This is a genomic window from Microbacterium sp. ZXT2-5 (assembly GCF_055329545.1).
Map to the genome: position 1 here is coordinate 1,775,609 of NZ_JBUZWD010000001.1, position 20,690 is coordinate 1,796,298.

Below are 20,690 nucleotides of genomic sequence, written 5' to 3' on the forward strand. Positions count from 1 at the left end.
AGGGTGGGTCCTGACCGGACCCACCCTCTCGCGCACGCCGGATGGCGCGTCAGCGGGTGCCGTAGGCGAGGCCGGGGTGCGGCATCCCGCAGGCGAAGCTCGACGCGCTCTCCGGGTCGCCTGAGATGTACTGCGGCACCTGCGGGTAGACGCAGAGCGGGCGCGAGCGAGTCGGCGACCAATCGGCCGGCACCTCGGGGTTGGCGGGGTTGACCGACGCGACCAGCTGCTCAGGCGCGGCCCCCTGCTCGACCCAGGCCACCAGCGCGGCGAGCCCGCTGTGCTGATCGGTGGCCGGTCCGCCGGCGACGTGGCCCATGCCGGGAACCTCGAAGTACCGCGCGAACTGCTCGGCGTCACCGCCCTCGTTCCGGTCGAGCTCGTCGAACCAGGCGGCGGTGTCATCGGGAGAGAACACGCCATCCGAAGCGCCGTGGATCACGATCATCTTCGCGCCGCGGTCGCGCAGCGTGTCGAGGTGCGTGGGGTCGGGCGGCGTCATGAACGACATCGCGCTCTCGGTGTAGATGCCCGACGTGGCGTAGATCTTCGCCGCTTCGGTGTCGACGTCGAAGCCCATCGCGTACCCCTGCAGATCGGCCAGGATGCTCGGGTCGGCAGGCGGTGTCGTGAAGATGAAGCCGACGGCCGGCGCGTCGCGGGTGATCGGGGCGCCGAACTTCCAGCCCGCCCAGCCGCTCTGCGTGAGACCCGCATCGAACGGGAACGAGGAGTAGATCTCCTTGTTGTTGCTCGTGCGCGCGCCGGCGAACACGTCCTCGATGACGGACTGCTGCTCTTTCGTCAGGCATGTCCCGTCGCGCTCGCCGTCACAGCGGGGCACGTCCCGCGTGATCGAGAACGCCTGCTGGCACGCTGTGCTGTCGAAGACCATGCCGTCGGCGAGACCGTCGAGCCCGTCGCAGCGGGTCAGGATCGCCTGAGCGACGAGGGTGCGCTCGGCCGGCGTGAAGGCCGCGCCGAGGTCGGCCGGCGACGCAGCCACCTTCGCCCACTGCTGGGCGCCCCACAGTTGGGCGACCGCCGCCTGCGGCAGGTTGAAGCCCGGCGCGATCGCCAGGAACCCGTCGTACTCGTCGGCGTAGCGCGCCGCGGCCACCATCGTGTGGCGACCTCCGTTCGACCCGCCCGTGATGTACGAGCGGTCGGGCCCGCGGCCATAGGCATCGGCGATGAGGGCCTTCGCCATCGGCGTGAGGGTGCCGACGGCCTGGTAGCCGTAGTCGAGCCGCGCCTGCGGCTCGCGACCGAACAGCGGGTTCTGACTGCCGTTGTGACCGGCGTCGGAGCTGATGACGGCGAATCCCATCTGCAGTCCGCTCTCGCCTCCGCGCGTGGCGCCCAGTGCGGGCGTGACCGAGCCGTCCAGGCCGCCGTTGCCCTGGTAGAGGAAGCGCCCGGCCCACTCGACGGGAAGCCGCATCTCGAACCCGATGGCATATGTCTGCCCGTCGAAGGTGCTCACGCGCTCGTTCATGCTGCCGCGCACGAGGCAGTGCTCGCCGATCGGGCTCCCGCCGTTGCTGACCGTGCCGGCCGCGACCCGCGACACCTGCGCGATCTTCGTGGACGGGAAGGTGAACGCCGTGAGCGTCTCGCACTCCTGAAGTGCGCCGGGCTGCGCGGCGGACAGCTGCGGCAGCTCTCCGGAGTTCCCGGGCGGCGCCGCGGCGGCGGGAGCCGCGAGGCCGGCGACGAGGATGACGGATGCCGCGGCGGCACCGATGAGCGATGACAGGCGACGCCGCGCGCGATCGTGTGGGGGTCGTTCGTCTTGTGGAATGCTCCGGCGAGCGCGATCGAAGAAGCGTGACATGGGAGTCCTCTTCCGGTCCGGTCCGCCGAGGTCGTTCTCGCCGGACGATCTGGGATGCGCCGGCTGCGTTGCGGGCGTGGTCACAAGCTAGAGATAATGGTTGCAGATTGCAACTGTATTTCTCCGTGAGCGCGCGACCGCGTGACTAGACTGCGACCGAGACAGCCGGCACGGAACGGGGATTCGTTGGCACCACTGAGCGACGCGCGCGCCGCGGGGCGGCTCGCCGCCAATCCCGGATTCCTCGCCGCGAGATTCGCGTCGGCGGCGGCGACGGTGTCGAATCGGGTTCTCGCCCCTTTCGGGCTGCGCACCCGCAGCTACGCCCTCGTGGAGATCGCCGTGGCGTCCGGAGGCCTGTCGCAGCAGGACGTCTCGCGCGCCCTCTGGCTGGACAAGGCGCACGTCGTCAGGCTCGTCGACGAGGTTGCCGCGATGGGGCTCGTCGTCCGCACGAGAGATCCCCGCGACGGCCGCGTCTGGCTGATCCGCGCAACGCCGCAGGGAGCCGCCGTTGCGGAGGATGCCGGCCGGGCGCTCGACGAGGCGTTCGCCGAGCTCCTCCGGCGTCTGAGTGAAGACGAGGTCGCCGCCGCCGTGACGACACTGCGGCGCCTGGCGTTCGAGCTCGAGGGCCCGGACGGCGAGGGCTGACCTCGGGGAAGCGCCGACGCGCCTCGCGGCACACCGAGCCTGCGAGACCTACCCCTTCGCGGCGCCGGACACCGCCGCGCCGGAAACCTCGGCTGCGGAACCCGAGACAGCCGAGCCGTCCAGGCGATCGACCAGCTCCAGCCCGCGGCGCGCCCAGGCGATCTCGCCCTGGGCGCGCTCGACGAGCCCCTCGTAGGCGAAGCGCTTGTAGGCGATGGTGCGCTCGCGGTCGGCGTCCGACGTCACGGCCAGCCGCCGCACGAGCATGGGGTTGGCGACCGCGTCGATGCGCTCGAGTTCGCCCTCCCACTGCGCGAGCTCGCCCTCCCACTGCGCGATGTGCCGCTCGAGGAAGGCGCGCGCGGCCTCGGGCGGGGCCGCCTCGAGGTAGGCGGCACGCAGGTGGGCGGGGTCGCGCACCCGCTGGTAGTCCAGGGGAGCGGCCATCCAGTCGAGGAACGCCTGGTTGCCGGCATCCGTCACGTGATACATCCGGCGCGTGCCGCGCTCGCCTCGCGGCTGCTCCTCGCCCTCGATGAGGCCGAGCTCCTCCATTTTGCGCAGCTCCGGATAGATCTGCGAGTCGGGCGCATGCCACACGTGGCCGACGGACTGGTGGAACTGCTTCTGCAGGTCGTAGCCCGACAGCGGGCCGACCCGCAGGATCGCCAGCAGCGCGTACCGCAGACTCATGCGACTCCTCTCCCTCCCGAGACTAGCGAGCGGCGGATGCCTCCTCCGCCGCCGTGACGGAATGTGCGAGGGGGCCCGCCCGGCGCGGGCGGACCCCCTCGGGTCGGTGCGGGTCAGGCGGATTCCTGGTACCCGGTGCGCCAGCCGCCGTGGTACGTCTGGCGGGCGACCGTCGAGTACGGCACCGGAGAGACGACGGCGCGGACCTCGAGCTGCTTGTGCGGCTCGACCGACGCCTTCTTCGTGCCCCCGTCGGGCTCGCCCCACACGACCGTGACCTCGGCGCCCTCGGGCACGTCGGGGTTGACCGTCGCGAGCGACAGCGCGCGCTTCTCGTTCGCGCTGTAGCCGGTGAACATCGAGAATCCGACGACGTCGCCTCCGGCATCCGTCACCGCGTCGTAGTTGGCCGACCCGTAGTTCGCCAGCGGCAGGTCGAAGAACTTGTAGCTGTCGCCCTCGGTGTCGAAGAGCGACGCGAAGATCTTCGTGACGTCCTCGGCGTTCCACGCCAGCGTGACCTTGCGGCGCTGGGTGGCCGGGTCGATCTTCTCGAGGGCGTCGCGGCCGATGAAGTCGTGGTCGAACTTGACGAACGAGCCGTAGCCGAGCTCCCACGGGGTGAGGTAGTAGTCCTCGATGTTCTGCGACACGAACGAGCCCGCGAGCGTTCCGGTCGCCTCATAGCTGTCGACGCCCAGCCACTCGCGGTAGCCGCGCTCGGCATCGCCCGAGTAGATGGCGGGAAGCGGCGACGGGATCCAGCCCGACTCCAGGGTGTTCGACGGATAGGCCCGCGAGCCCACCGGCACGAGGCCGAACTCGGCGCCCGCCTCGACGATGAGGTCGCGCACGCGGTGGTGGTCCTCGTACGGGCCCCACACCTCGAGACCCGGGGCTCCTGCCATGCCGTGGCGCAGCGTGCGGACGTTCGCGCCGCCGATCTGCATCTCGGACATGGCGAAGAACCTCAGCTGCTCGAGCGGGCCGCCGTTGAGCTTCTCGATGACCTGCCACGCGGCCGGCCCCTGGATCTGGAAGCGGTAGTAGCGCCGGCTCACGGCGTCGCCGTACGGGCGCGACGGCGAACGCCGGTCGACCGTGACGTCGAGGTTCGAGTAGCCGCCGGTCTCACCGTGGTACATCAGCCAGTTCGACGCGGGAGCGCGGCCGACGTACACGTACTCGTCCTCGGCCTCGTGGAACAGGATGCCGTCGCCGATGACGTGGCCCGACGCGGTCGTGGGCACGTACTGCTTGGCGCGGTTCACCGGGAACGTCGCGACCGAGTTGATGGCCGTGTCGGAGATCAGCTTGATCGCGTCGGAGCCCTTGAGGAACACATTGTCCATGTGGTGCGACTGGTCGTAGAGCACGGCGGTGTCGCGCCACGCCTTCTGCTCCTTGATCCAGTTCTGGAAGTCCGCGGGGACCACCGGGTAGATGTACGAGCCGATCTGCGAGTTGCGCAGCATCTCGACGGCGTTCTGCGCGTCGATGAGCTCCTGCAGATTCTTCGCCATGGGGGAACCTCTCTGTTCTGGTGATGGGTCAGGTGAAGACGATGGTGTGGTTGCCGTGCCGGATCACGCGGTCCTCGGCGTGCCACTGCACGGCACGGGAGAGCACGGCCCGCTCGACGTACGCCCCGCGGGCCTGCAGGTCCGCGGCGGACATCGAGTGGTCCACCCGCGCGACGTCCTGCTCGATGATCGGACCCTCGTCCAGGTCCTCGGTGACGTAGTGGCTCGTCGCGCCGATGAGCTTGACGCCCCGCTCCTTGGCCTTGCGGTAGGGCGCGGCGCCGATGAAGGCGGGGAGGAAGGAGTGGTGGATGTTGATCACCGGCACGCCGACCTCGTCCAGGAACGTGTCCGAGAGGATCTGCATGTAGCGGGCGAGCACGACGAAGTCGGCGTTGCCCTTCAGCAGCTCGACGATCTTCGCCTCGGCCGCCGACTTGTCGGGCCCCTGCGACGGCACGTGGAAGAACGGGATGCCGAAGCTGCGGACGTCCTCGGCGGTGTTGGTGTGGTTGGAGATCACCATGGGGATCGTCACCGGCAGCTCGCCGCGGCGGTGGCGCCACAGCAGCTCGAGCAGACAGTGGTCGCTGGTCGAGACCAGGATCGCCATGCGCTTGGGGATGGACTGGTCGGTCACGCGCCACTCCATCTCGAGCGGACCGAGCGTCTTGTCGAGATCGGCCTCGATCTCGGGCAGGGCCGCCTGCAGGTCAGGCCGGTGGAACACGACGCGCTGGAAGAACTCGCCGCCCTCGGGGTTGTCGGAGTACTGGTCGAGGGTGACGATGTTGCCCTTGTTGCGGGCGATCAGCGCTGTCACCGCCGCGACGAGACCCGGCTGATCGGGACCGTGGACGATCAGGCAGGCGTGGTCGCGGTGCGTCTCGAGGTGGGCCGTCATCGGCGCGCCCCCGAGGACTGCGCGGCCACGAACTCGCGCGCCCAGGTGCTGGTCGCGAGCAGTCCGCCGAACGTGTAGAAGTGCAGCTTGACGTCGCCGGACTTCGGGTCGGCGGCGAGCAGCTCCGCGAGGTCGGAGACGAAGCGGTCGGGTCCGGCGGTGCCCATGAGGTTGGTCAGCGAGAAGCCGTACTTCTTCACGATCATGGCGTTGGCGCCGATGCCGAAGCGTCGGGCGAACCCGAGCAGGCGCTTGATGCCGGCGGGACCGGGGGTGCCGATGCGGATCTGCGCGTCGATGCCGCGCTCGCGCACCTGGTCGATCCACGCCATGACCGGGTCGGTGTCGAAGGCGAACTGCGTGAGGACGACGGCATCCAGCCCCTGCTGGGCGAGGGCGAGCGCCTTCTCGTCGAGGTGGCGCCACAGCACGTCGTCCGGGATGTCGGGGTGACCCTCGGGGTAGCCGGCGATCGACACCTCGCGCGCGCCGTACTTCTTCAGCAGGCCCGACCGGATCAGGGTGAGGGCGTCGGGGTACGGGCCGGCGGGCTCGGCCGGGTCGCCGCCCACCGCGAAGACGTGCTCGGTGGCCCCGACCTCCTGCAGGCGGGCGAGGAACTCCTCGAGCTGCTCCTGCGACTCCAGCCGCCGTGCCGAGATGTGGGCGACGGGGACGAAGCCCATCTCCTTGACGGCCTTGGCCGCGGCGACCCGCATCTCGAGGTCCTCGTTGCCGAGGAACGTCACGTTGATCTTCGTCCCCTGCGGGATGGTCTCGCGGGCCTCCTCGAGGCCGGGAACGTCCTTGCCCGTCATCTCGAGCGAGAAGCCGTCGACCAGAGCGGCCGCCGAGGGAGAGGCGGGGGTCGGGTGCGCCATGGGAGGTCCTTTCCTCGTCCGGGTGCGTCGCTGCGTCCCGGTATCCAGAGAATACCTATCACCATAGGTAATGGCAATAGGCACGTCGTGTGCGTGACCTCCATGTTCGGTGCGCGGACCGCGGTGGCGACGGGCAGATTCCGTTGAGCGGATGCCGCACCCGCCCGGAACCTGTTCTTCAAGAAAATCGTGACGGGCGTCACGAAACCATTGACAATCGCTCGAGGGTGGCGCACCATGACTCTTGTCCGGCACGCCGAGGTGGGGACTCCGACTCCGGTCGGACGGACCCGGCGGCCGGTGAACCCGCACAGTCATGAGAGGCCCGTCAATGAAGAAGAGTCTTGCCACCGTCGGCGTACTCGCCGCCGCCGCTATCGCCCTGGCCGGCTGCACCGATTCCGGCGCCGATCCCGCCTCGAGCCCGTCCGACGGCGGAGACGCCGGCTCGGGCGACCTGACGACCGTCCGCGTCGCAGCCCTCCCCATCGCCGAGACCGGCGCGCTCTGGGCCGCGATCGACGAGGGCATCTTCGAGGAGCACGGCCTCGAGATCGAGGTCGTCCCCTCGCAGGGCGGCGCCAACGCGATCCCGGCGCTGCTCAGCGGCGACATCCAGTTCGCCATCGGCCAGCCGTTCGGCCCGATCCGCGCCGACCTCCAGGACCTCGGCGTCGTCATCGTCGGCAACTACGCCAACAGCATCGCCGAGGGCGACGACGTCAATGCCGTCGTGGCGCTCGGCGACTCGGGCATCGCGCGTCCCGCCGACCTGGCGGGCAAGAAGGTGTCGGTCAACACGATCGGCGCGGCCGGCGACCTCACCATCCGCAAGGCCGTGCAGGACGACGGCGGCGACCCCTCGACGATCGAGTTCGTCGAGGTCGCCTTCCCCGACGTGCCGGCGCAGCTCGAGGCCGGCACCATGGACGCCGCCTGGGCTCCCGACCCGTTCCGCGGCATGATCGTGGGCGGCGGCGGCGTCTCGGTCGTCCAGCCCTACCAGGCGACGATCCCCGGGCTGACGGTGCTGACCAACATCACGACGCAGGCGCTCATGGACGAGGACCCCGAGCTCGTCACGGCCTACTCCGAGGCGATGGCTGAGGCCCTCGACTGGGCGGCCGGCAACGAGGAGGCGGTCCGCGCCGCGATCGCGACGAACCTCGAGATCCCCGAGGAGGCGGCCGCCGGCATCACGCTGCCGACCTTCACGTGGGACCTCGCCGACGCCGGCATCGAAGACCTCGGCGCCCTGGCGGTCGAGTTCGCGTACATCGACGCCGAGCCCGACTACGACCGCCTGCTGCAGCAGCAGTGACGGCGTGGAGTGAGCGGATGCCGCGCGCTGCGGCATCCGCTCCCTCCCTCCTGCCCTCCCGACGCCGCCCCTCCACCGATCGGACCCGCCGATGGCCGTCGCCGACGCCCCCATGATCGTCGCCACACCGCCGCGCCGACGCAGCGCGCGACGGATGCGCACCCTCCGCAAGTTCGCCCTCGGCGTCGCCGGCGTCGTCGGATTCCTCGTCACATGGCAGCTGCTGCCGACGCTCGGCCTGGTCGATCCGCGCTACTTCCCCAGCGCGACCACGACGCTCGCCGCGCTCGGGCAGGAGCTGCGGGACCTCGAGTTCTGGCGCAACGTCGGGCGCACGATGACCGCCTGGGGCATCGGCCTGGCCATCGCCATGGTGCTCGCGACGGTGCTCGGCACGGTCATCGGACTCGTCCCGTTCCTGCGCCGCGCGACCCACACCACGGTGGAGTTCCTCCGCCCGATCCCGTCGGTCGCACTCATCCCGCTCGCCATCCTCATGTTCGGGCTGCGGATCGAGGCGGCGCTCGTCATCATCGTCTACGCCAGCTTCTGGCAGGTCTTCATCCAGGTGCTGTACGGCGTCGCCGACGTCGACACGGTCGCCCGTGACACCGCCCGCAGCTTCGGCCTCTCGCGCGGTTCGCGGATCGTGAACCTGGTGTTCCCGACCGCCCTGCCGTACCTCATGACGGGTCTGCGGCTCGCGGCGGCGGTCGCGCTGATCCTGGCCATCACGGCCGAGATGTTCATCGGCAACCCCGGCCTCGGGCGCGAGATCGTGTTCGCGCAGTCCGCGGGCAACTGGCCCACCGTGTATGCGCTCGTCATCGTGACCGGCATCCTGGGCCTGCTCATCAACCTGGTGTTCCGCGCGATCGAGCGTCGCTCGCTGGCCTGGCACCAGTCGGTGCGAGGGGAGGAAGTGCTGTGACGCTCTACACCAGCACCGTCGTGACCCCCCGGCGGCCGTCCCGCGTCTGGGCGAAGATCGGCGAGAACACGCTGTACGCGATCGGGCTGCCCCTTCTGCTGCTCATCATCTGGGGCATCTGGGCGAGCTTCACGACGGCCACGTTCTTCCCGCCGCCGCTCGAGATCCTCGACGCGTTCATCGACACCTGGATCGGTCCGGCCTTCATCACCGACGTGCTGCCGAGCCTCGGCCGCCTCGCGATCGGCATCGTCATCTCGATCCTCGTCGGCATCGTCGCGGGCACCCTCATCGGCCTGAACCGATGGCTGCGCGAGCTGCTGGAGCCGATGCTGGAGTTCTTCCGCGCGGTCCCCCCTCCCGTGCTGCTGCCCATCGTCGTCGTGCTGATGGGACCGACCGACGCGATGAAGATCGTCGTGATCGTGGTGGGCTCGGTGTGGCCGATCCTGCTCAACACGATCGAGGGCGTGCGCGCCACGGACTCGGTCATGACCGAGACGGCCCGCTCTTTCGCCGTGACGCCCATGGAGCGCCTGCGCTACCTGGTGCTGCCCGCGGCGAGTCCGCGCATCATGGCCGGCGTGCGGCAGTCGCTGTCGATCGCCCTCATCCTGATGGTGATCTCGGAGCTGGCGTACTCGTCGTCCGGCCTGGGCTATCAGATCGTCTACTTCCAGCGCAATTACCTCATCGCCGAGATGTGGAGCGGCATCCTGCTGCTCGGCCTCATCGGCATCCTGCTCGCGACGATCTTCGGGCTCGTCGAGCGTCGCGTGCTGCGCTGGTACCACGGAATCAAGGAGGTGGAGCGTGCCTGACACGCTGCTGAAGGTCGAGCACCTGCGCAAGGTGTACGAATCGACGACCGGGAACGTCGAGGCGATCGGCGACATCAGCTTCCGGATGGATGCCGGCGAGCTGGTGTGCATCGTCGGCCCCTCCGGGTGCGGCAAGACGACGCTGCTGAAGTGCATCGCCGGCCTGCTGCGGCCCACCTCCGGGGTGGTGGAGCTCGACGGCAAGCGCGTGACCGCGCCGCCGCCCAAGATGGCGCTCGTGTTCCAGGAGTACGGCCGCAGCCTCTACCCCTGGCTCACCGTGCGCGGCAACGTCGAGCTGCCCCTCAAGCACAAGAAGCTCTCGCGCACCGACCGCGACCGGCTCATCGACGACGCGCTGACGGCCGTCGGCCTCGACCACGCCGCCAAGAGCTACCCGTGGCAGCTGTCCGGCGGCATGCAGCAGCGCGTCGCGATCGCCCGCGCCGTCGCGTACCAGCCCGAGGTGCTCATCATGGACGAGCCGTTCGCGGCCGTCGACGCCCAGACCCGCGCCGACCTCGAGGACCTGGTGCGCACGCTCCACCGCGAGCGGGGCATGTCGATCCTCTTCGTGACGCACGACATCGACGAGTCGGTCTACCTCGGCGAACGGGTGATCGTGCTGTCGAAGTCGCCGACCTGGGTGCAGGAGGACCTCGCGATCGACCTCGAGTCCGACCGCGACCAGATCACCACGCGCGCGCTGCCCCGCTTCACCGAGCTGCGCACCCACGTGTACGAGCAGATCCAGCGTGCCAAGCGCGGCGAGGCCGTCCGCCCGGGGGCGGCGTGAGCGTTCTCCCCGTCGAGGGCTCGGTCCTCACGCGCAAGCCGAGGCAGCTGCTGCTGGCCTTCTTCGGCGAGTTCGTGTGCGACCGGTACTTCGCACCGCTGCGCGCGAGCGTGCTGATCGGCACCCTCGAGAGCGCGGGCGTGGCGGCCTCCGCCGTGCGCACCAACCTCGACCGCATGGTCGCGAGCGGGGTGCTCGAACGCCGGCGCCTCGGGCGCGAGATCGGGTTCGAGCTGACCTCCCACGGCAGCGAGGTGCTGCGCGAGGCGTCGGGCCGCGTGAACGGGCCCGCGCCGTTCGAGCCCCAGGGCGAGGGCTGGACGCTCGTCACCTTCAGCGTCCCCGAGCACCTCCGCGACCTGCGGCACCGCCTGCGCGCCGCGCTGACGTGGTCGGGATTCGCGGTGCTGCGCGACGGGCTGTGGATCGCCCCCGGGGCGGTGGACCTCGCCGCCGCGCTGGATGCGATCATCCCCGACCTGCCCCCGGGCTCGGTCACCGCGTTCTCGGCGACCGAGCTCGACGGGTTCCCGATGGCCGAGGCGGTGCGCGTGGCGTGGGACATCGAGCGCATCCGCGAGGCGCACCTCGAGTTCATCGCGCACTGGGAGCGCGAGGATGCGGCATCCGATCTCCCTCCCGTCACCGCGCGGACCCTGCTCGTCGCCGACTGGCTCGCGCTGCTGCGCGCCGACCCCCGGCTGCCGCGCCAGTACATGGGCGAGGACTGGCCGGCCGACCGCTCCGCCGAGCTGTTCACGCGGCGGCACCGGGAGTTCGCCTTCCCGGCCGTGCGGGACTTCGCCGGCCTCGTCGACTGAGCACTGCCGACAGTCCCAGCGCGCGTACCGGCCTCGCGACCCTTGGCTCTCAACAGGTCGACCGCGGTTCTACAGGACCGATCCGGTCCGCTGCCTCCTGTAGAGGGCCGGTTGACCTGTCGGCGGGTGGGCGCGCGGGTCGGGGGAGACTGCCGGGGGGTCGAGCCGCGTGCTCACCGGCTCTCGCCGAACCGCGCGCGCAGGTCGGCCTTGCGCACCTTGCCCGAGGCGGTGCGCGGCAGCTCCTCCACCACGACGACGTTCTTCGGCAGCTTGTAGCGCGCGAGCACGCCGTCCAGGTGGGAGCGCACGATCTCGGTGTCCACCTCCGCACCCTCCTTGAGCGTCACGACCGCCCACGGCACCTCGCCCCAGCGCTCGTCGGGCACGCCGACGACAGCGACGCCCGAGATGCCCTCGATGTCGGAGATGAGGTTCTCGACCTCGGCGGGATAGATGTTCTCGCCGCCGGAGATGATCATGTCCTTGAGGCGATCGGCGATGTAGAGGTAGCCGTCGGCATCGAGGTAGCCGAGATCGCCCGAGCGGAACCAGCGGTCGTCGGTGAACGCGGCCGCCGTCGCCTCGGGCTGGCCGTGATAGCCGAGGAAGACGTTGGGCCCCGAGATCTCGATCTCGCCGACGGTGCCGCGCGGCACGACGTCGCCGTGCTCGTCGGTGATGCGCACCTCGGTGAAGAAGTGCGGGAGGCCGACGCTGCCCTGCTTCTCACGGGTCTTCGACGGTGCGAGCGACGTCGCGCCCGGCGAGGTCTCGGTCATGCCGTAGCCCTGCGAGAACGACAGCCCGCGCTCCTCGTAGGCATTGAGGATGCGGGTGGGCACGGCCGAGCCGCCGCACGTGAGCTTCCGCAGCGTCGAGATGTCGGTCGCCGCCCAGTCCGGGTGGTCGGCCAGCATCTGGTACGTGGTCGGCACGCCGCTGAGCATCGTGACGCCGTGGCGCTGGATCTGCGCGAGCGTGCGACCGGGCTCGAAGCCCTTCTCGAGGACGAGCGTCGCACCCTTGAGGATCACCGGCAGCGCGCCCATGCCCAGCGACGCGACGTGGAACAGCGGGGAGATCATCAGCGAGACGTCGGTCGAGACGACGTCGTAGTCGACGATGCAGTTGACCGCGACCCACGTGAGGTTGCCGTGGCTCAGCACGGCCCCCTTCGGACGCCCCGTGGTGCCCGACGTGTAGATGATGGCCGCCGGGTCGTCGAGGCCCACGTCGGCGACGGTGTGGCCGCCGGGGGCCTCGGCCACGAGGCGGGCGAGACCCGGGTGCCCCGGCAGCCCCTCGCCGGTCACGATGACGTGGGCGATGCGCCCCGCCTCGATGCCCGGCTTCGCGCGTTCCAGGAACTCGGGGTCGAGCACGACGGCGCGTGCCCCCGAGTCGACGAGGATGTGCTGCATCTCGGGAGCGGCGAGCCGCGTGTTCAGCGGCACGAAGACGGCGCCCAGTTGCGCCGCGCCGAACATCACCTGCAGGAACTGCGGGCTGTTCTCGCCGATGTAGGCGACGGCGTCGCCACGACGGATGCCGCGATGCCACAGCACGGCGGCGACATGGTCGGCGGCATCCGCCAGCCTGCGATAGCTCAGCTCGTCGTCGCCGAAGACGACGGCCGTCTTGTCGGGGTCCTTCAGCCGCCGCTTGGCGAGCCAGAACCCGATTCCCTCGTGCATCGTTGCGGGGTCCTCTCCCTCGAGGAAGCGTGCGGGTCGGAAGAGCCGATCAGGCGTAGAAGCGGTACAGGCCGCGCGCCGCGACGGCGGGCTTCTCGGCGCCCTCGATCTCGATGGTCTGGTCGACGGCGAACTGGTAGCCGCCGCGCACCTCGGTGACCTCGGCGATGACGGCGGTCATGCGCACGCGGGCGCCCACGGGCACGGGCGAGACGAACCGGACCTTGTCGAGGCCGTAGTTCACGCGCGTCGTGACGCCGGTCACGTCGAAGAGCTCCGACCAGAACTTGACCGCGAGCGACAGGGTGAGGAAGCCGTGCGCGATGGGACCGCCGAACGGCCCCTCCGCCGCGCGCGCCGGGTCGACGTGGATCCACTGGTGGTCGTCGGTGGCATCGGCGAAGAGGTTGACGCGGTCCTGCGTGATCTCGAACCACTCGGTGTGGCCGAGGTCGGTGCCGGCGAGGCCGGCGACGTCGGCGTAGTCGACGGTGGTGGTCATGGTTTCTCCTTCGTGGACGGGTCAGGTGAAGGCCGACGCGCCGGTGAGCGCGCGGCCGACGATGAGGGCGTTGATCTCGTGCGTGCCCTCGTAGGAGTACACGGCTTCGGCATCGGCGAAGAACCGCGCGACGTCGTGCTCGAGCAGGATGCCGTTGCCGCCGAGCACCTCGCGGCCGTGCGCGACCGTCTCGCGCGCGAGGCGCGCGGTCTGCATCTTGGCCAGGGCGGAGTTCTCGTCGGCGAACTCGCCCTGGTCCTGCCGGGCGGACAGCTGCACCACGAGGGCGAGCGAGGCGACGGTGTTGCCGAGCATGCGCGCCAGCTTCTCCTGCACGAGCTGGAAGCCGCCGATGGGGCGCTCGAACTGGTGGCGCTCGCGCACGTAGCGGACCGCGGCGTCGAGGGCGCCGGCCTGCAGGCCGGTGGCGATCCACGCCACGTCGGAGCGCATCGCCCGCAGGATCCGCGAGACGTCGCGCCACCCGTTCACGTTGTGGAGGCGCGCCGTCTCGGCCACACGCACGCTTTCGAGGGTGATGATCGCGTTCTGCATCGGACGCAGCGCGACCTTGCCGGTCATCGCCTCGAGCCGCACGCCCTCGGCGTGGGTCGGCACCAGGAACGCCTTGACGGCGTGGTCGTCGACGTCGCGGGCGAAGACCAGGAGGACGTCGGATGCCGCGGCCCCGCCGATCCACTTCTTCCGGCCGTCGATCACCCAGTCGCCGCCGTCGCGCCGCGCGGCCGTCGCGAGGCCGCCGGCGATGTCGGAGCCGTGCTCCGGCTCGGTGAGCGCGAACACGCCCTTGAGGTCGAAGCTGCGCACGCGGGGGTCGAGCTCGGCAGCCTGCTCCGGCGACCCGCCGAGCGCGACGGCGGTGCGTAAGAGCCCGGACTGCGCGTTGTACAGGGTGGCCACCGACACGTCGGTGCGGGCCAGCACGTAGTTGCGGAAGCCCGAGTACATGCTCGACGCCGCCTCGGCGGCATCCACCCCCTCCGGCTGCATCAGATCGAGGGGGATGAGCGCGTCCAGGACGCCGGCCGGCATGGTCGCCGTCTCCCACGCTTGGGCGAGGAGCGGACGGATGCTGCGATCCAGCGTCTGCTGCAGCCGCGCGAGCGCCGCGCGCGCGGCCGGGCTCAGGTGCGCGGCAGCGATCGCATACGGGTCGAACCCGAACGTCGCATCCGACTCGAGCGCAGGCATGTCAGCCCCCGAGTCCCAGCAGGCGTGCCGCGTTGTCCTTCAGGATGCCGGGCAGGACCTCGGGCTTGAAGGAGCCGGCGGTCTCGGCATCCGTCATCCAGCGGTCGGGCGTGAGGAGCGGGAAGTCCGAGCCGAACAGCACGCGCCTCTTGAGGTAGGAGTTCGCGGCGCGCACCAGCGACTCCGGGAAGTACTTCGGGCTCCAGCCCGACAGGTCGATCCAGGTGTTGTGCTTGTGCGTGGCGACCGAGAGCGCCTCGTCCTGCCAGGGGACCGAGGGGTGGGCCATGATGATCTGCAGGTCGGGGAAGCGCGCGGCCACCGGGTCGAGCAGGATCGGGTTGGACAGGCCGAGCAGCAGCCCCCGCCCGCCCGGCAGGCCGGCGCCGATGCCGGTCTGGCCGGTGTGGAAGAGCGCGACGACCCCGGCCTCCTGCAGCGCTTCGTACAGCGGGAAGCGTGCCTCGTCGGAGGGGTCGAAGCCCTGGACCGTCGGGTGGAACTTGAAGCCGCGCACGCCGTGCTCGTCGATGAGCCGCCGCACGCGGTCGAGCGCATCGGGCCGACGCGGGTCGACCGAGCCGAACGGGATGAGCACGTCGTTGTTGCGGGCGGCGCCCTCGGCGATGTCGGCGCTCGACAGCGGGGGGTGACCCAGCTGCGTCTCGGCGTCGACGGTGAACACGACGGCGGCCATGCGCCGCTCGCGGTAGTACGCGGCGACCGAGTCCAGGTCGGGGTTCGGCCCGTCGGTGCTGAAGTACTTCGCCGCGGCGTCGGCGAGATCGCCCGGCAGCGAGGCGTGTCCGTGCCCGTCGACCTCGACGTGCACGTGCACGTCGATCGCCGTGAGCGCGTCGAGGTCGATCGCGGGTTCGTAGCGGGTCATGTCGGGCCTTCCGGGTCTTCGGTCCCGTGCCTGCCGAAGGGCGCTTCGACAGGCACGGGACCGACGGGTCAGGGGCGCTGGAGGTCGTCGGGGAGCGGCGGGAACTTCTCGCCGACCGTCTGCAGGTCGCCCACCGCGTCGCCGAAGCCGGCGGCGAGATCGTCGTACGACCAGCCGCCGTCGTGGAAGGCGGTCGCGACCGGCTCGGGGTGCGACCACAGCTGCAGCCGGTCGCCGCCGATCCCGATGGCCTGGCCGGTGACGCCGGCGGCGGCATCCGATGCCAGGTACGCGATGAGCCCGGCCACGTCGTCGGAGGTGCCGAAGCCGAGGTCGTGGCGGAAGAACTGGGGCATCGGCTCGCCGGCCGCCTCGGCCTCGACGGCGGCGGCGAAGTACGGGACGGTGGCCGTCATGGCGGTCGCGGCGACCGGGATGACGGCGTTGGCGGTGATGCCCGCGCGCTTGAGCTCGAGCGCCCACGTGCGCACCATGCCGACGATGCCGGCCTTGGCGGCGGCGTAGTTCGTCTGCCCGAAGTTGCCGCGCTGCCCGGTCGGCGATCCGATCGCGATGATCCGGCCGGGGACCTCGTTCTCGCGCATCCAGGTGGCGGCCGCCCGCACGCACGTGAAGGTGCCGCGGAGGTGGACGTTGATGACGGTGTCGAAGTCGTCGTCGCTCATCTTCCACAGCACGGTGTCGCGCAGCACGCCGGCGTTCGTGACGAGGATGTCGAGCCGGCCGAAGGTGTCGACCGCGGTGCGCACGAGCTGCTCGGCGGTCTCGGTCGGACCCACGGGGGCCGCCACCGCGGCGGCGCGTCCGCCCTCGGCCTCGATCGCGGCGACCGCCTCGGCGGCGGTGGCCTCGTCGACGTCGTTGATCACCACGGCCGCTCCCTGCCGGGCGAGCTCCTGCGCGTAGGCGAGGCCGAGCCCGCGCCCGGAGCCGGTGACGATCGCGACCTTGCCGTCGAGGGGGCGGGCGGTGCCGCTCGGGGTGACGTCGGATGACATGCGTGAGACTCCTTCGTGTCGCGGCCCGGTCGGCGCGGGGCGCCGTACCGAGGTTCGGGACCCATTGAAGACCTAACCGTTGAAAATGTCAATCATTCCGTTCATCCACGAACTGGGCTACGCTCGTGGCCATGCCGAAATCCGCCGACGCCGTCGCCCCGTCGGGCCTGCGCGCCTCGGTGCTCGCCGACGACGTGAGCTTCCTGCTCGCGCGTGCGAACGCGATCGCGCTCGCCGCGGGCAATGCGGCGCTGGCAGAGCACGGGCTGAAGGCGCGGTCGTTCTCGGTGCTGGTCCTGGCGTCGGGCGATGCCCGGCCCTCGCAGCGCGACCTCGCCGAGTTCCTGCGCCTCGACCCGAGCCAGGTCGTCAGCCTCGTCGACGACCTGCAGTCCCGCGGTCTGGTCGAGCGGCAGCCCGACCCCTCCGACCGGCGCGCGAACGTCGTCGTCGCCACGGATGCGGGGCGCACGCTCGCGGCCGCCGCCCGGGAGGCCGCGCGCGTCGCGGAGGAGCGGGTGCACGCGCAGCTGTCGGAGGAGGAGCGCGAGCTGCTCACCGGCCTGCTGCGCCGGCTCGCCTTCCCCGAGGACTGACGGCTCCGGGGTTCGGGGTCGGTGTTGGAGAGCGGCGCCGGCGGGGCGCGGCATCCGTCATCGCGTCAGCTGCGGTCGAGCACGTAGCGGTCGCGGCCGGCGAACACCCCGACGACGGTGAGGCCCACGAGCACGGCCAGGACCAGCGCGAGCGACGCGGTCCACCCGCCGGTGATGCTGTGGAGTCCGCCGAAGGCCACCGGCCCGAGCGCGGCGATCACGTAGCCGACCGACTGCGACATGCCCGACAGCGCGGCGGAGGTGTCGTGATCGCGGGCGCGCTGCGCCATCAGCGTGAGCGACATCGCGAGGGTCGCGCCGCCGGTGAGGCCGATGAGGGAGCCCCACACCAGCACGGCGCCGGGGGCGAGCATCAGGCCGACGACGCCGATGACCGCGAGCGACGGGATCAGCGCGGGGGCCCAGCGCTCGAGGCTCCCGCGGAGGATCAGCGGCAGCAGCAGGCAGCCGGCGAGCGAGAACAGCTGGTAGACCATGACGTCGACGCCGGCGACGACCTCCGAGCGACCGGTGGACATCGACAGCGGCGCGAGCCAGGTCACGAACATGTAGAACATGGATGCCTGCAGCCCCATGTAGACCGCGACCAGCCAGGCGATCGGATCCGACCAGATCCCGGTGCGACCGCGCGGCGCCTTCGCGCGATCGTGCACGCTGCGGGCCCCGCGGTGCGCCCACCACCACGCCGCGACGGCGAAGGGCAGCAGGGCCGCGCCCGTGACGAGCAGCGCGAATCGCCAGCCCGCCGCCTCGCCGCCGACCTCGATGTGCGAGATGGGCACGACGACTCCGGACGAGACCGCACCCATGCCGGCCAGCAGCGCGGTGTACACGGCGGTCATCGCCGGGACGCGGCCCGGGAACTCGCGCTTGACCACGGCCGGCATGAGGACGTTGATGATCGCGATCCCGACGCCGATGATCGCCGTGCCGATCCACAGGCTCACGACCGGCCCCGGGATCGACCGCACGAGCGTGCCGGCCAGCAGCACGAGCAGCGACCACAGCAGCACCCGGGGCTGGCCGAAGCGGCGGCTGAGCTCGTGTGCGACGGGGGAGAACAGCGCCCAGGCGACCAGCGGCACCGCCGCGAGCACGCCGAGCGCGGTCAGCGACATCCCGGTGTCGGCGCCGATCTGGTCGAGCAGCGGCCCGAGCCCCGTGATGGCCGGGCGCATGTTGGCCGCGACCAGGCACACCGCCGCCAGCAGCATCGCCACCGACGCCGTGCGCGGCGTGCGCGACGGAGCGGTCCGCGACGATGGGGTCATAGGGCTCGGACTATAGCCCACGCGGCGGGCGTGGCATCCGTCCATTCCCGTTCAGCGGCAGCCCTCGTGCGAGGAAGGGGCGTCAGGCGAGGCCCTCGAGGGGCCAGCCGGTGTAGGCCTCCGCCAGGAAGCGGCGGCCGGCCTCGGACTCGACCACCGACTGCAGCTCGCCCAGCTGGCGCAGGCGGTCGAAGTCCGACGCGTCGGGGGCGACGTGGAGCATGTTCGTCATCCACCAGGAGAAGTGCTGAGCCTTCCAGATGCGGTGGAGCGCCTTCTCGGGGAACTGCTGGAGGAGGCGGTCGTCGTTCTCCAGCAGCAGCGCGCGCAGTGCGCGCTCGAGCACGATCACGTCGGCGACCGCGAGGTTCATGCCCTTCGCGCCGGTGGGCGGCACGGTGTGCGCGGCGTCGCCGATGAGGGCGACGCGACCGCGGAGCAGCTCGTGGGCGACGAAGCTGCGGAACCGCAGCACGTCCCGCTGGAAGATCGGACCCTCCTTGAGGGTCGTGCCGGGCACGCGCTTCTGCAGCTCCTCCCACAGCTGCTCCTCGCTCAGTGCGTTGGGATCGGCGTTCGGGTCGCACTGGAAGTACATGCGCTGCACCGTGGGGCTGCGCTGGCTGATGAGCGCGAAACCGTCGGGGGAGTTGCTGTAGATGAGCTCCTCGGCGCTCGGCGGCGCCTCGCAGAGGATGCCGAACCACGCGAACGGGTACTCGCGGAAGTAGCCGCCGGTCGACGAGCCGGTCACCGCCTCGCGCACGACGCTGCGCGAGCCGTCGGAGCCGACGACGAAGTCGGCCTCGATCTCGAGCGGAGCACCGTCGGCGTCGGTCGCGATGACGCGCGGACGATCGGATGCCGCATCCTCGACGCGTACGGCGGTGACGCCGAAGCGGAGGTCCTGGCCCTTGTCCAGGCGTGCGGCGATGAGGTCTTTGAGCGCCTCGTGCTGCGGGTACAGCCACACGCCGCGGCCGACGAGCTCGGCGAAGTCGATGCGGTGGCCGGCGCCCGAGAAGCGCAGCTCGATGCCGTCGTGACGGTTGCCCACGGTGCGGACGCGGCTCGACGCTCCGGACGCGTCGAGGATCTCGACGGTGCCCTGCTCCAGGATGCCGGCGCGGATCGTCGTCTCGATCTCCTCGCGCGAGCGCTGGTCGATGACGATCGACTCGATGCCGGCGTTGCCGAGGAGATGCGCCAGCAGGAGTCCGGCGGGTCCGGCGCCGACGATGGCGACGCGGGTGCTGATCGTGGTGGTCATGACGTCTCCTTCGACGACGTGAGGGGGTGCGGATGCCTCGCCCCAGTGTGACCCCGCTCCACCTCGTCGGTGTGTAGATTCCCGTTCATCGGGACGGCTGTCACCCCGTCCCTTGCCGACATCGCGGTTACTCGGCGAATGACCACGCTGTGGGCGCCCAGGACGTGGTCGCTCGTCGAGGAACCGCGAACTCGGCGGGGGGTGGGGGTGGGGGTGGGGGTGGGGATGGCGTGGGATGACGGATGCCGCGGGCCGGCGTGGGCTCAGCGGCGGTCGGTGCGGAGGGCGGCCTCGATGCCGGCGGCGGCGGCGCGGAGCGCCGCGACGGCGGCGTCGGGCGGCGTCTCGCGGGGGAGCACCACCGACAGCGCGGCCACGACCTCGCCCGCGTCGCGGATCGGCACCGCCACGCCGGTCGACACCGACTCGATCGATCCCGGCGCCACCACCACGCCGGTGCGACGGACCTCGGCGAGCAGGCGGCGCAGGCGCGCGGCATCCGTCACCGTCTCGGGCGCGAGGGCGCGCAGCGGTCCGGCGAGCACCCGCTCGCGGAGGGCGGCCGGCGCGTGCGCCAGCAGCACGAGGCCCGACGACGAGGCGTGCAGCGGCAGGCGTCCGGCGATGCGGGTGATGTTGGCGCCCGCGTCGGGATGCGAGAGGCGCTCCAGGAAGAGCGCCTCGTCCTGCTCGAGCACCGCGAGCTGGGTGTGCTCGCGGATCGCCGCCTGCACCCGCTCCATGTGGGGCAGCGCGGCCTGCCGGAGGCGCAGCGCCGTGGAGCCGCGGAGGGCCAGCTCCCACAACCGCATCCCGAGGTGCACGCGACGGTCCTCATCGCGCTCGAGCAGCCCGGCGGCGACGAGCTCGTCGACGATGCGGTGCGCGGTGGACGACGGCAGCCCGGCGCGGCGCCCGATCTCGGCGGCCGACTGCATCGACCGTTCGGCCGTGAACGTCTCGAGCACGCGCACGATGCGCTCGGTCATCGAGTCGCCGGTCGGCGAGTTGGCCATGCGCCCACTGTGACA

Annotated in this window: 20 protein-coding genes; 7 read left to right on the top strand and 13 right to left on the bottom strand. The window is 71.1% G+C overall.

Features of this window, described 5'->3' with window-relative positions; genetic code table 11:
• Positions 1–49: 49 nt before the first annotated feature.
• Positions 50–1,837 (bottom strand): tannase/feruloyl esterase family alpha/beta hydrolase, encoded by a 1,788-nt coding sequence (locus tag ACZBH1_RS07775; protein WP_463646037.1) that lies wholly within the window; start codon positions 1,835–1,837, stop codon positions 50–52.
• A gap of 186 nt (positions 1,838–2,023) precedes the next feature.
• On the opposite strand from ACZBH1_RS07775, the gene ACZBH1_RS07780 reads away from it, so the two are divergent.
• Positions 2,024–2,491, top strand: a complete 468-nt coding sequence (locus ACZBH1_RS07780) for a MarR family winged helix-turn-helix transcriptional regulator (RefSeq protein WP_336394264.1) — start codon at positions 2,024–2,026, stop codon at positions 2,489–2,491.
• Positions 2,492–2,539: 48 nt separating this feature from the next.
• Here ACZBH1_RS07780 and ACZBH1_RS07785 read toward each other — a convergent pair whose 3' ends face one another.
• From ACZBH1_RS07785 to ACZBH1_RS07800, 4 genes are all read right to left on the bottom strand, one after another.
• A complete protein-coding gene (locus ACZBH1_RS07785; RefSeq protein WP_378878795.1) occupies positions 2,540–3,184 on the bottom strand; it encodes a PadR family transcriptional regulator in 645 nt (214 codons plus the stop codon).
• A gap of 113 nt (positions 3,185–3,297) precedes the next feature.
• Positions 3,298–4,707, bottom strand: coding sequence for a vanillate/3-O-methylgallate O-demethylase (ligM, locus tag ACZBH1_RS07790; RefSeq protein ID WP_463646038.1), 1,410 nt, complete (start codon positions 4,705–4,707; stop codon positions 3,298–3,300).
• 28 nt (positions 4,708–4,735) lie between these two features.
• Entirely contained in the window at positions 4,736–5,611 is an 876-nt protein-coding gene (purU, locus tag ACZBH1_RS07795; RefSeq protein ID WP_336394267.1) for a formyltetrahydrofolate deformylase, read from the bottom strand.
• Positions 5,608–6,492, bottom strand: coding sequence for a methylenetetrahydrofolate reductase (locus tag ACZBH1_RS07800; RefSeq protein ID WP_463646039.1), 885 nt, complete (start codon positions 6,490–6,492; stop codon positions 5,608–5,610). The genes purU and ACZBH1_RS07800 overlap by 4 nt, the downstream gene beginning before the upstream one ends.
• Before the next feature lie 331 nt (positions 6,493–6,823).
• Here ACZBH1_RS07800 and ACZBH1_RS07805 point away from each other — a divergent pair, with 331 nt between their 5' ends.
• From ACZBH1_RS07805 to ACZBH1_RS07825, 5 genes are all read left to right on the top strand, one after another.
• Positions 6,824–7,813, top strand: a complete 990-nt coding sequence (locus ACZBH1_RS07805) for an ABC transporter substrate-binding protein (RefSeq protein WP_336394269.1) — start codon at positions 6,824–6,826, stop codon at positions 7,811–7,813.
• A gap of 91 nt (positions 7,814–7,904) precedes the next feature.
• Positions 7,905–8,744, top strand: coding sequence for an ABC transporter permease (locus ACZBH1_RS07810; protein ID WP_463646040.1), 840 nt, complete (start codon positions 7,905–7,907; stop codon positions 8,742–8,744).
• Positions 8,741–9,565, top strand: coding sequence for an ABC transporter permease (locus tag ACZBH1_RS07815; protein WP_336394271.1), 825 nt, complete (start codon positions 8,741–8,743; stop codon positions 9,563–9,565). Before ACZBH1_RS07810 ends, ACZBH1_RS07815 begins: the two co-directional genes overlap by 4 nt.
• Positions 9,558–10,361, top strand: a complete 804-nt coding sequence (locus ACZBH1_RS07820) for an ABC transporter ATP-binding protein (protein ID WP_463646041.1) — start codon at positions 9,558–9,560, stop codon at positions 10,359–10,361. The genes ACZBH1_RS07815 and ACZBH1_RS07820 overlap by 8 nt, the downstream gene beginning before the upstream one ends.
• Positions 10,358–11,182: a PaaX family transcriptional regulator gene (locus ACZBH1_RS07825; protein WP_336394273.1), complete on the top strand. Its 825-nt coding sequence runs from the start codon at positions 10,358–10,360 to the stop codon at positions 11,180–11,182. The genes ACZBH1_RS07820 and ACZBH1_RS07825 overlap by 4 nt, the downstream gene beginning before the upstream one ends.
• A gap of 173 nt (positions 11,183–11,355) precedes the next feature.
• Here the strand turns inward: ACZBH1_RS07825 and ACZBH1_RS07830 are convergent, their stop codons facing one another.
• From ACZBH1_RS07830 to ACZBH1_RS07850, 5 genes are all read right to left on the bottom strand, one after another.
• Positions 11,356–12,879, bottom strand: coding sequence for an acyl-CoA synthetase (locus ACZBH1_RS07830; RefSeq protein ID WP_463646043.1), 1,524 nt, complete (start codon positions 12,877–12,879; stop codon positions 11,356–11,358).
• Between the two features lie 49 nt (positions 12,880–12,928).
• Positions 12,929–13,381, bottom strand: coding sequence for a MaoC family dehydratase (locus ACZBH1_RS07835; protein WP_336394275.1), 453 nt, complete (start codon positions 13,379–13,381; stop codon positions 12,929–12,931).
• Positions 13,382–13,402: 21 nt separating this feature from the next.
• Positions 13,403–14,593, bottom strand: coding sequence for an acyl-CoA dehydrogenase family protein (locus tag ACZBH1_RS07840; RefSeq protein ID WP_463646044.1), 1,191 nt, complete (start codon positions 14,591–14,593; stop codon positions 13,403–13,405).
• 1 nt (position 14,594) lies between these two features.
• Positions 14,595–15,482: an amidohydrolase family protein gene (locus ACZBH1_RS07845; RefSeq protein WP_463646045.1), complete on the bottom strand. Its 888-nt coding sequence runs from the start codon at positions 15,480–15,482 to the stop codon at positions 14,595–14,597.
• A 68-nt stretch (positions 15,483–15,550) separates the two neighbouring features.
• Positions 15,551–16,501, bottom strand: a complete 951-nt coding sequence (locus tag ACZBH1_RS07850) for an SDR family oxidoreductase (RefSeq protein ID WP_463646046.1) — start codon at positions 16,499–16,501, stop codon at positions 15,551–15,553.
• A 131-nt stretch (positions 16,502–16,632) separates the two neighbouring features.
• Here ACZBH1_RS07850 and ACZBH1_RS07855 point away from each other — a divergent pair, with 131 nt between their 5' ends.
• Positions 16,633–17,097 (top strand): MarR family winged helix-turn-helix transcriptional regulator, encoded by a 465-nt coding sequence (locus ACZBH1_RS07855; protein WP_463646047.1) that lies wholly within the window; start codon positions 16,633–16,635, stop codon positions 17,095–17,097.
• A gap of 65 nt (positions 17,098–17,162) precedes the next feature.
• Here the strand turns inward: ACZBH1_RS07855 and ACZBH1_RS07860 are convergent, their stop codons facing one another.
• The 3 genes from ACZBH1_RS07860 to ACZBH1_RS07870 all read right to left on the bottom strand — a co-directional run bounded on the left by ACZBH1_RS07860 (position 17,163) and on the right by ACZBH1_RS07870 (position 20,675).
• Complete coding sequence (locus ACZBH1_RS07860) at positions 17,163–18,389, bottom strand: MFS transporter (protein ID WP_463646048.1); 1,227 nt, start codon at positions 18,387–18,389, stop codon at positions 17,163–17,165.
• 82 nt (positions 18,390–18,471) lie between these two features.
• Complete coding sequence (locus ACZBH1_RS07865; RefSeq protein WP_463646049.1) at positions 18,472–19,659, bottom strand: 4-hydroxybenzoate 3-monooxygenase; 1,188 nt, start codon at positions 19,657–19,659, stop codon at positions 18,472–18,474.
• A 263-nt stretch (positions 19,660–19,922) separates the two neighbouring features.
• Complete coding sequence (locus ACZBH1_RS07870; protein WP_336394282.1) at positions 19,923–20,675, bottom strand: IclR family transcriptional regulator; 753 nt, start codon at positions 20,673–20,675, stop codon at positions 19,923–19,925.
• Positions 20,676–20,690 lie beyond the last annotated feature (15 nt).

Coding starts and splice junctions, on each gene's coding strand:
- ACZBH1_RS07775 (WP_463646037.1), bottom strand. CDS start 1,837: ATGTCACGCTTCTTCGATCGCGCTCGCCGGAGCATTCCACAAGACGAA.
- ACZBH1_RS07785 (WP_378878795.1), bottom strand. CDS start 3,184: ATGAGTCTGCGGTACGCGCTGCTGGCGATCCTGCGGGTCGGCCCGCTG.
- ligM (WP_463646038.1), bottom strand. CDS start 4,707: ATGGCGAAGAATCTGCAGGAGCTCATCGACGCGCAGAACGCCGTCGAG.
- purU (WP_336394267.1), bottom strand. CDS start 5,611: ATGACGGCCCACCTCGAGACGCACCGCGACCACGCCTGCCTGATCGTC.
- ACZBH1_RS07800 (WP_463646039.1), bottom strand. CDS start 6,492: ATGGCGCACCCGACCCCCGCCTCTCCCTCGGCGGCCGCTCTGGTCGAC.
- ACZBH1_RS07805 (WP_336394269.1), top strand. CDS start 6,824: ATGAAGAAGAGTCTTGCCACCGTCGGCGTACTCGCCGCCGCCGCTATC.
- ACZBH1_RS07810 (WP_463646040.1), top strand. CDS start 7,905: ATGGCCGTCGCCGACGCCCCCATGATCGTCGCCACACCGCCGCGCCGA.
- ACZBH1_RS07830 (WP_463646043.1), bottom strand. CDS start 12,879: ATGCACGAGGGAATCGGGTTCTGGCTCGCCAAGCGGCGGCTGAAGGAC.
- ACZBH1_RS07835 (WP_336394275.1), bottom strand. CDS start 13,381: ATGACCACCACCGTCGACTACGCCGACGTCGCCGGCCTCGCCGGCACC.
- ACZBH1_RS07840 (WP_463646044.1), bottom strand. CDS start 14,593: ATGCCTGCGCTCGAGTCGGATGCGACGTTCGGGTTCGACCCGTATGCG.
- ACZBH1_RS07845 (WP_463646045.1), bottom strand. CDS start 15,482: ATGACCCGCTACGAACCCGCGATCGACCTCGACGCGCTCACGGCGATC.
- ACZBH1_RS07850 (WP_463646046.1), bottom strand. CDS start 16,501: ATGTCATCCGACGTCACCCCGAGCGGCACCGCCCGCCCCCTCGACGGC.
- ACZBH1_RS07855 (WP_463646047.1), top strand. CDS start 16,633: ATGCCGAAATCCGCCGACGCCGTCGCCCCGTCGGGCCTGCGCGCCTCG.
- ACZBH1_RS07860 (WP_463646048.1), bottom strand. CDS start 18,389: ATGACCCCATCGTCGCGGACCGCTCCGTCGCGCACGCCGCGCACGGCG.
- ACZBH1_RS07865 (WP_463646049.1), bottom strand. CDS start 19,659: ATGACCACCACGATCAGCACCCGCGTCGCCATCGTCGGCGCCGGACCC.
- ACZBH1_RS07870 (WP_336394282.1), bottom strand. CDS start 20,675: ATGGCCAACTCGCCGACCGGCGACTCGATGACCGAGCGCATCGTGCGC.